2 protein-coding genes are annotated in these 1,037 nt (G+C 53.1%); both read right to left on the bottom strand.

Annotation, left to right across the window (positions count from 1 at the left end; translation table 11 throughout):
• On the bottom strand, positions 1-833 hold an 833-nt coding region (gene hemE / locus V6D20_21310), incomplete at its 3' end, for a uroporphyrinogen decarboxylase (protein ID HEY9818320.1).
• Between the two features lie 9 nt (positions 834-842).
• A partial coding sequence (locus V6D20_21305; protein HEY9818319.1) for a hypothetical protein occupies positions 843-1,037 on the bottom strand: 195 nt, incomplete at its 5' end.

Below are 1,037 nucleotides of genomic sequence, written 5' to 3'. Positions count from 1 at the left end.
GCAAAAGAGATATCTGTTGTCCAGTCTAAACCGATGCCATGGCAGCCGGAATCAGCTATCGCCTCAAGCCACTGGCCACCACCTTTGGTAAAGAGGATAACAGGCACAGGCCGTCCATCACTCTCCTTGATCAAGCCCGCGACAATGTTACGCATGTAGTTCAGTGAAAATTCTCGGTAGGCCGTATGGGAAAGACTGCCCCCCCAAGTATCAAAGATTTGTACTGCCTGCGCACCAGCAGTGATTTGTGCGTTCAGATAGGCAATAACTGATTGAGCCAACACATCCAACAGTTGATGCATAAGTTCTGGCTGCTCATAGAGCATCGTTTTGCTACGGGCGAAGTCACGGCTGGATCCACCCTCAATCATGTAGGTGGCCAATGTCCAAGGGCTTCCGGAGAAACCGATCAGAGGCACCCGCCCGTTTAATTCCCGGCGAATGGTCGTCACTGCATCGATGACATACGGCAAGTCATGCTCAGGTTTGATCACTTCGAGTGAGGTGATATCAGACTCGGTACGCAGTGGCTTTCTGAACCTGGGTCCCTCGCCTTCTTCAAAATATAAGCCTAGACCCATCGCATCAGGGATAGTCAGGATATCTGAAAATAGGATGGCGGCGTCCAAGGGGTAGCGCTGGAGAGGCTGCAGGGTGACTTCGCAGGCCAGCTCAGGATTGGCACAAAGGCCCATGAAATCCCCGGCCCGAGCCCTTGTCTGGCGATATTCTGGCAAGTAACGGCCGGCTTGGCGCATCATCCATACCGGTGTCACATCGACAGGCTGACGCAGCAGCGCCCGCAGAAAGCGGTCGTTCTTTAGTGCAGTCATCAACGATCCTTAAACTTTTAGGTAATCGAGGATGCCTTCACCAGCCTGACGCCCCTCCCAAATGGCCGTCACCACCAAATCCGAACCTCGCACCATGTCCCCACCAGCAAATACCTTGGGATTACTGGTCTGGAACTTGAATGGTTGCTCCTCAGGAGCAACCACACCTTGCCAGCTGTTGAGCTCAACACCTATATCCGTTAG

The organism is Candidatus Obscuribacterales bacterium, from assembly GCA_036703605.1.
Taxonomy (GTDB): Bacteria; Cyanobacteriota; Cyanobacteriia; order RECH01; family RECH01; genus RECH01.
The sequence above is the reverse complement of the archived record's forward strand: the minus strand, read 5'-3'. Positions and strand labels throughout refer to the sequence as shown.